The organism is Actinospica durhamensis, from assembly GCF_018139695.1.
GTDB lineage: Bacteria > Actinomycetota > Actinomycetes > Streptomycetales > Catenulisporaceae > Actinospica > Actinospica durhamensis.
Genome location: NZ_JAGSOG010000028.1, coordinates 44,539 through 51,793, shown reverse-complemented (window position 1 = coordinate 51,793; position 7,255 = coordinate 44,539). Strand labels below are relative to the sequence as shown.

Here is a 7,255-nt window from a genome sequence, read left to right as displayed (position 1 = left end):
CGCCCCCCAACCTGCTCCCATCCCGCCGCCCGAATCTGCTAACCTGAGCGGGCGCAACACGCAGTCGCCACCGGTTCACCGGTGACGGACGGTGGTCGTGCGGGTGTAGTTCAATGGTAGAACATCAGCTTCCCAAGCTGACAGCGCGGGTTCGATTCCCGTCACCCGCTCGGTACGAAGGCCCGGCCCGGAGATGATCTCCCGGCCGGGCCTTCGACGTTGTGTCATATCAGTGGCCCGGCGGTCTACGCTGGCGGCGTGACGAAGTGATCCATCGCGCGGTGGGATGCCGCGCGGCGAGGGTTCAGACATCCGACAGCGCGCGGCGTTCTGCCTGCGTGCGGTTCACCCTTGGAAGATCACATGACGCTCGATCACTTCATGCAGTCCTTTCCCGCCGGCCTGTCGGCCCGCGGTGTCTTCGATGCCTTCCTGCGCGCCGCCGGCGACGACGCGCGCGTGGTGGGGGTGGTGCTCACGGGGTCGGCGGCTCGGGCGGGGATGGCTACCGTGCGGTCGGACTACGACGTCTACGTCGTGGTCGAGGACGACGACGCATCCGGCACCGACTCCGACGCCGCCTCACTCCTGGGGCTCTCCGGCTTTCGCTCGGCTCAGCTGGATCTCAACGTTCTTCGGCTTGCCGAGTTCCACGACTATGCGATGCCGACGCATCCGGCTTCGTGGGACGGCTATGCGTTCGTGGGAGCGCAGGTGGTGCTTGACCGGGCCGGCGGGTTGATCGGCGAGCTCGTTGTGCGCAAGGCGGTGCTGAGCGAGGCGGACGCCCGTCGGCGGGTCGTCGATCACTTGGATGCGTATACGAATTCCGTGTACCGGTCGCTGAAGAACCATCGGGACGGGCGGCTGGCGGCGGCTCGGCTCGATGCCGCGGACACCGTTCCCTGGCTGCTGACCTTGGCCTTCGCGCTGCAGCGTCGCATCCGGCCTTACAACAAGTACCTGGAGTGGGAGCTCGCGCAGCGGCCGTTGGACGGGGAGTGCTGGGCGGCGCCGGTGCTGTTCGACGGGATGGAACGGATTCTGGCGGACGCGGATCCGGGCACGCAGCGCTTGTTCTTCGCGGCGATCGAGCGCTCTGCGCGGGCGCAGGGGCATGGCGAGGTTCTCGACTCCTGGAGCGATGACCTGCTGTTTCTTCTGGACAAGACTCCTTAATCAAGACTTCTTGATTAAGGAGTCTTGAGCGCGTACGCTGGCGCCATGAGTACTGACCCTCAGGCACTGCGCGCGCTGGCACACCCGCTCCGGTGGACGCTGATGGACGTGTTGGAGCGGGAGGGGAGCGCGACGGCCACGCGGTGCGCGGAACTGACCGGGGAGAGCGTGGCCAGCTGCGCGTACCACCTGGGCATTCTGGCCAAGTACGGCTACGTCGAGGCATCTCCCGACCGCTCGGGGCGGGAGAAGCCGTGGCAGCTGACCGGGCAGGAGCAGCGGATCGGCGGCGATGACCTGGACCTGGACGGGGAACTCGCCGCCGAGGCCGCGGTGGAGGCGTTCCTGGAGCACGAGTTCGGGCGGATCCGGCAGCGTGCGCGGCAGCGCAGTCGCCTGACTCCGGAGTGGCGCGAGGCGAGCTGCGTCCTCGGATCCTCGATGTGGCTGACCGCCGAGGAGATGCGCGAGATCAAGACGCAGCTGACGGAGATCGCGTACCGGTACGCCGCGCGCGACGCCGACGCCTCGCTGCGGCCGGAGGGCGCGCAGCACGTGCGGCTGTTCAGCGCGACCACGGTGGCGGTGCCGCCTTCGGGTGAAGGCGCGATATGAGCAGCGGACCGCTCGCGGATCCGCGCTTCCGCAGACTGCTTGCGGGGCAGGCGCTTTCGAGCTTCGGTGACGCGGCGCTCTACCTGATGCTCGGGATCTGGGCCAAGGAGCTGACGAACAGCGACTCCGCGGCCGGCGCCGTCTTCCTGGCGCTGGGGCTTCCGGCCTTCCTCGGCCCGCTCGTCGGGCAGTTGGCGGATCGAGTGCGGCGTCGGCCGCTGCTCATCGCGACGAACGCGGTCGCCGGAGTCGTGGTGCTCGCGCTGCTGGCCGTGCACGGGCGCGACCAGCTGTGGATCATCTACGCGGTCGCGTTCGGGTACGGGCTCGCCTCCGGCATCCTGAGCAGCGCGGGCGCGGGACTGCGCAAATCCCTGCTGGGTGACGAACAGGCCGCCGCGGGCAACGCCATGCTGCAGAGCGTCACCCAGGCCCTGCGCGTCGCGGCGCCGCTGGTCGGCACGGGTTTGTTCGTGGCGGTGGGCGGCGGCGTGGTCGCGATCCTGGACAGCGCCACGTTCGTGGCGGCGATCGTGGCACTGGTGACGATCAGGCTGGATGAGGGCAAGCGGCGGGCGGACCATGCCGATCACGGCGGCCGCGGCAGCTCCTTCCGTGCCGAGGTGACGGCGGGCTTCCGGCACATCCGCTCGGTGCCGCTGCTGTTCCAGGTCACGCTGGTGACCGGCTGTGCGTTCGCGGTCATCGGGCTGACCGAGACGGTGATCTTCGCAGTGGTCGATCAGGGCTTGCATCGCTCGCCCGCGTTCCTGAGCGTGCTCAACACCGTCCAGGGCGCCGCGGCGGCGGGCGGTGGGCTGGTCGCCTCGTTGCTGCTGCGCCGACTCGGCGTGGCGCGGGTGGTCGGGCTGGCCCTCGGGGCCTTCGGGATCGCGTCCTTGTTCTACATGACCGACTCGACCGCGCTGTGCCTGTGCGGATCGATCGGCGACGGGTTCGGCCTGGTCTGGCTGGTCGTGGGGCTGAGCACGGCGGCGCAGGTGCACACCCCGTCCGCGTTGCAGGGGCGGGTGAACTCGGCCTGGACGATGGCGGTGCTCGCCCCGCAGTCGCTGTCGATCGCGGCCGGGACGTGGCTGATCGCAGTGGTCGACTACCGCGTCCTGTTGCTCGCGATCACCGTGACGATGGCGGTGTGCGCCGCGATGCTGCTGATCAGGCCGGCTGCGGCGCCGGACCCGGCGGTCGAGCCCGTCCCCGAGCCCGCACCCGAGGCCGCCTCCGAGCCCGCACCCGAGATCGTCGCCGAGCCTGTCGCCGAGCTGGCCACCCAAAGTACGATGTGATCATGTATGTACCTGCGCACTTCGCGCTCGAGCAGGACGCCGTCGCCGAGCTGCTGACGAATCTCGGCGCCGCAGACCTCGTCACGATCACCGCCGACGGGATGGATTCCACCTTCCTGCCGCTGCTGTTCGATCCGACGCGCGGCGAACACGGCGCGCTGCTCGGCCACGTGGCCAGGAACAACGAGCAGTGGAAGCGCCCGGCGATCGGCGACGCGCTGGTGATCGCGCACGGGGAGCAGGGCTACATCACGCCGTCCTACTACGCCTCGAAGGCCGAGCACGGACGGGTCGTGCCCACCTGGAACCACCTCACCGTCCACGTGCACGGAACCTTCGTCGTGCACGACGATCCGGAGTGGGTGGGGTCGCTGGTGCGGCGGCTGACCGAGAAGTACGAGGCCGGGCGGGAGCGGCCGTGGGCCGTGTCCGACGCGCCGGAGGACTTCATCGCCGGTCAGCTGCGGGCGATCGTCGGCGTGGAGGTGCTGATCAAGCGGATCGAGGCGAAGGCAAAGTACAGCCAGAACCGTTCCGCCGCGGATGTGGACGGGGTGGTCGCCGGCCTTTCGCACGACGGCTTCGAGGAGCACGCGAACGCGGTGCGCGCGGCGCAGAAGAACCGGGAGAGCCGGGAAGGCTAGGCCGGGTCCGGGCCGTCCCAGTCGAGGGTCGGCGCGAGGCTGCCCTCGAGAGTGAGCAGCCAGCGCTTGGTGGGCAGCGCGTCGGGTCCCGCGCCGAAACCGCCGAGCCCGTCCGCGGCGACGACGCGGTGGGCCGGGATCAGGATCGCGATCGGGGTGGTGCCCATGAGGGTGCCGACGATACGTGCGGCCGGGCCGCGGGCCGCCTCGGCGTCGAAGGCACCGCAGCGTTCGGCCAGTTCGCCGTAGGTGACGGTCTCGCCGTAGCCGACGGTGCCGTAGAGGCATTGCAGCACTCTGCGCTGCAGGCCGCTGGTCAGGCTCCAGTCGATCGGCAGCTCGAGCCCGCGGCGGCGGCCGGCGAAGTAGTCCGCGTAGCGCTCGGCCACCATCGCCGCGCGCCGGTCCGCGGATATGTCCGCCAGGTCGAGGCCTTCCGGAAGCAGGACCGTGTCATCCTCGTGGAAGGCCGCCCACAGCACCCCGTTCTCGCTCGCCGCGACCCGGATCCGGCCCGACGGCAGCGGCGTGTCCACGCTGAACCGCACGACCGGTGCCGACGGTGGCATCGAGCTCAGTGTCCTTCACTCCCCTGGGACGGCGCCGCCGGTGGCGCGTGCGGGCGCGGCAGGTGCGGCGGTGGCACGCAGGATCACGAACTTGGCGTTGCCCGCCACGGTGTCGCAGTTCCCGAATACGCGGCGGAGCTTTCCATGGTAGCCGAGGTGCCGGTTGGCCACGACCCACAGCTCACCGCCCGGCCGCAGCACCCGCCGCGCGCCGGTGAACATCCGCCAGGCCGTCTCGTCCGAGGTGGCGCGGTGGGAGTGGAAGGGCGGGTTGTTCAGGACCAGGTCGACGCTCGCCGGCCGCAGTGGCTCGGTGGCGTCCCCGGCCAGGAACTCGGCCTGTTCGAACTGCGCGACCGGGACGTTCTCGGCGAAGCTCGCGCGGGCCGAGGCGAGCGCGGGGAAGGACTCGTCGAGGAAGGTCAGGCGGGCTGCGGGATTCGCCAGGGCCGCCGCGAGGCCGAGCACGCCGTTGCCGCAGCCGAGGTCCACGACGCGGTCGGTGCCACGCCGGGTGGGCAGGTTCTCCAGCATGAAGCGGGTGCCGATGTCGAGGTGGTCGGCGCAGAAGACGCCCGCGTGGTTGACCACGGTCCGCCCGGCTACAGGGCCGAGAACTTTATCCACAGGCAGTGCATAACGCAGTGGCCAGGGATTCGACGGTGCGGTCGCGGTCGCGGACGGCTCCGGCGTGGCGAAGATCAGCCGCGCCTTGCGCACCGCGAGTGAGGTGCGCGTCGGCCCGATCGCCTTCTCGAACAGCGTGAGGGTCGAGGTGTGGATCTCGGTGGACTTGCCCGTGCCGACCACGATCGAGCCCTGATGCAGCCTCGGCGCGAGCCGGTAGAGCTGATCCTCCAGCAGGGCCAGGCTTTTCGGGACGCGCACCACGAGCACGTCGATCCGCTCGGGCGGCTCGTCCTGCGTGGTCAGGACCTGCGTGGCGGCCTGTGCGCCGGGGGTGCGGCCGGCCAGGTACGAGTCGGTGATCAGGACGGGCCGGCACCGCGGATCAAGCGCGATCAGCCCTTGCACGAGCTCGCCGGTCCGATCGCCGAACACCACGGTCGTTCCGGTGAGGTCCACCGCCTCGTCGGCGAGATGCCGCAGGACGTAGTCGTCGGCGGCGTCGGGCCCGGGCGTCATGCCGCGGCCTCCTTGGATGTGGCGGACTCGGCGGGATCGGCCGGCTTGTCGGGCGCGCGTCGTTTGGCTCGCGCGCTGCGGGAGTACGCGACCGCGGCCGCGTACGTCACAGCCGCGACGGTCATGATCCAGAAGCTCGTGGGCGCGCGCGGCACCAGATGTGTCAGCAGCAGGCCGATCCAGATGTCGGCCACGGCCAGCCCGGCTGACAGGGCCAGGCCGAGGTACGGCCGATCCGTCAGCAGCAGGGCGGTGCCGGCGGGGGCGGCGAGCAGTCCCAGCAGCAGCATCGATCCCACGGCCTGGGTCGCCTCGCCCGCCGTCACGCCGATGAGCACCAGGAAGCCGTAGCCGAGCAGCCGCACCGGCACGCCGCGCGCCGCCGCCACCGACTCGTCCAGGGTGGCGAACAGCAGCGGGCGCGCGATCAGCAGCAGCACCAGGCTGACCGCGAGCCCGATGGCCAACGCCGTCACCGCCATGCTGCTGGACAGGCCGAGGATCGAGCCGAACAGCACCTGCACGGTCTGGTTGCCGCCGTCGCCCGAACCGGACTGGTTCGTCGTGTACAGCGTCATGAAGAACACGCCGAGGCCCAGGATCCACGCGAACACGTTGCCGATCACGACGTCGTCCGCGCGCCCCCGGCGTCCCAGGGCGCCGAAGAGCACGGCCACCAGGACGCAGCCGGCGAACAGCCCGACCCGCAGGTCGATGCCGAAGGCCAGGGCGGCGAGCGCGCCGGTGAAGGCCACGTGCGAGAGCGCGTCGCCGGTGAACACCTGCGCTCGCAGCACCAGGAAGTAGCCGACCAGCCCGCAGGCCAGCGCGATCCCGGTGCCCGCCACGAGCGCGGTGAGCATATAAGAGTCCTGGAACATCTAGGAGACCCCCTCCAGCGCGCCGGACGCGGCCGCGGGCGTACGCAGCCGGGTCCGGACCGCCCGGATCGCCAGGGCCAGCACGTAGCAGCCGAACGCGAGCGTGGTGATGGTGAAGCCGGTGCCCTGGTTGCCGAAGAACGCCCAGGCCAGGCCGATCCAGGTGGACAGCACGCCGATGACGACGCCGATGGCCAGACCCAGCGCGGGCCGCGCGGTGAACACCTGCGCGGTCGCGGCCGGCATCACCAGCAGTGCGAAGACCAGCAGCGCGCCGGTGAACTGGGAGACCTCGGCCACGGTGGCCCCGAGCAGCACCAGGAACAGCGCGTTCACGGCGCGCACCGGCACCCCGCGAGCCGCGGCGACGGCGGGATCGATGGAGACGAACAGCAGCCGCCGGCCGATCACCGCCATCACCACGAGCACCACCGCGGCGACCGCGACGAGCACCACCACGTCGGCCGAGGTGATGCCGAGGAAGTTGCCGAACAGGAAGTCGGAGGTGCTGTTCAGGAATCCGCCGTAGAGCTGCAGGAAGAGCGCGCCGAGGGCGAGTGCGAAGGCCTGCACGACCGCGATCAGCGCGGAGGAGTGCGCCCGTTCGCCCGCCGTGTCACCGGATCCGCTTCCCCTGGTGTAGTAGGCGATCACGAGTGCGGCACCGATGCAGAACCCGAAGTAGCCGAGCGTCGCGCTCAGGCCCGTGTAGACGGCCGCCGCCGCGCCCGGGAACCCGGTGACCGCGATCGAGTGGCCGGCGAAGGTCTGGCGCCGCAGCACCATGAACCAGCCCACAACCCCGGCCAGCACCGCGACGACCACGCCGGCGCGGTAGGCGTTGAGCACCGAAGGCACCGACCAGAGCCACTGCACGTCGGTGACCAGGTTCCAGCTGAACTGAGGATTCATCG

8 protein-coding genes and 1 tRNA gene are annotated in these 7,255 nt (G+C 70.6%); 5 read left to right on the top strand and 4 right to left on the bottom strand.

Translation table 11 applies throughout. From position 1 onward, the window contains the following. The first annotated feature begins 99 nt into the window (after positions 1–99). The 5 genes from KDL01_RS08880 to KDL01_RS08860 all read left to right on the top strand — a co-directional run bounded on the left by KDL01_RS08880 (position 100) and on the right by KDL01_RS08860 (position 3,745). Positions 100–170: transfer RNA gene (locus KDL01_RS08880), tRNA-Gly, on the top strand. Between the two features lie 193 nt (positions 171–363). Then, positions 364–1,179: a hypothetical protein gene (locus KDL01_RS08875; protein ID WP_212527895.1), complete on the top strand. Its 816-nt coding sequence runs from the start codon at positions 364–366 to the stop codon at positions 1,177–1,179. Between the two features lie 45 nt (positions 1,180–1,224). Continuing rightward, complete coding sequence (locus KDL01_RS08870; RefSeq protein ID WP_212527894.1) at positions 1,225–1,794, top strand: ArsR/SmtB family transcription factor; 570 nt, start codon at positions 1,225–1,227, stop codon at positions 1,792–1,794. Then, positions 1,791–3,101 (top strand): MFS transporter, encoded by a 1,311-nt coding sequence (locus tag KDL01_RS08865; protein ID WP_212527893.1) that lies wholly within the window; start codon positions 1,791–1,793, stop codon positions 3,099–3,101. The genes KDL01_RS08870 and KDL01_RS08865 overlap by 4 nt, the downstream gene beginning before the upstream one ends. Positions 3,102–3,103: 2 nt before the next feature. After that, a complete protein-coding gene (locus KDL01_RS08860) occupies positions 3,104–3,745 on the top strand; it encodes an FMN-binding negative transcriptional regulator (protein WP_212527892.1) in 642 nt (213 codons plus the stop codon). Here the strand turns inward: KDL01_RS08860 and KDL01_RS08855 are convergent. The 4 genes from KDL01_RS08855 to KDL01_RS08840 are packed head-to-tail and all read right to left on the bottom strand — an operon-like array spanning position 3,742 to position 7,253. Then, entirely contained in the window at positions 3,742–4,314 is a 573-nt protein-coding gene (locus KDL01_RS08855; RefSeq protein ID WP_212527891.1) for a methylated-DNA--[protein]-cysteine S-methyltransferase, read from the bottom strand. The two genes, KDL01_RS08860 and KDL01_RS08855, sit on opposite strands and share 4 nt — an antisense overlap. A gap of 15 nt (positions 4,315–4,329) precedes the next feature. Next, positions 4,330–5,460 carry a methyltransferase gene (locus KDL01_RS08850; RefSeq protein WP_212527890.1) on the bottom strand — a complete coding sequence of 377 codons (1,131 nt, stop codon included), beginning with the start codon at positions 5,458–5,460 and terminating at the stop codon, positions 4,330–4,332. Beyond that, a complete protein-coding gene (locus KDL01_RS08845) occupies positions 5,457–6,341 on the bottom strand; it encodes a metal ABC transporter permease (protein WP_212527889.1) in 885 nt (294 codons plus the stop codon). The genes KDL01_RS08850 and KDL01_RS08845 overlap by 4 nt, the downstream gene beginning before the upstream one ends. Next, positions 6,342–7,253, bottom strand: a complete 912-nt coding sequence (locus tag KDL01_RS08840) for a metal ABC transporter permease (protein ID WP_212527888.1) — start codon at positions 7,251–7,253, stop codon at positions 6,342–6,344. Positions 7,254–7,255: the final 2 nt, after the last annotated feature.

Excerpts from the sequence above, each read along its gene's own strand:
- KDL01_RS08875 (WP_212527895.1), top strand. The coding sequence starts at position 364 with ATGACGCTCGATCACTTCATGCAGTCCTTTCCCGCCGGCCTGTCGGCC.
- KDL01_RS08870 (WP_212527894.1), top strand. The coding sequence starts at position 1,225 with ATGAGTACTGACCCTCAGGCACTGCGCGCGCTGGCACACCCGCTCCGG.
- KDL01_RS08865 (WP_212527893.1), top strand. The coding sequence starts at position 1,791 with ATGAGCAGCGGACCGCTCGCGGATCCGCGCTTCCGCAGACTGCTTGCG.
- KDL01_RS08860 (WP_212527892.1), top strand. The coding sequence starts at position 3,104 with ATGTATGTACCTGCGCACTTCGCGCTCGAGCAGGACGCCGTCGCCGAG.
- KDL01_RS08855 (WP_212527891.1), bottom strand. The coding sequence starts at position 4,314 with ATGCCACCGTCGGCACCGGTCGTGCGGTTCAGCGTGGACACGCCGCTG.
- KDL01_RS08850 (WP_212527890.1), bottom strand. The coding sequence starts at position 5,460 with ATGACGCCCGGGCCCGACGCCGCCGACGACTACGTCCTGCGGCATCTC.
- KDL01_RS08845 (WP_212527889.1), bottom strand. The coding sequence starts at position 6,341 with ATGTTCCAGGACTCTTATATGCTCACCGCGCTCGTGGCGGGCACCGGG.
- KDL01_RS08840 (WP_212527888.1), bottom strand. The coding sequence starts at position 7,253 with ATGAATCCTCAGTTCAGCTGGAACCTGGTCACCGACGTGCAGTGGCTC.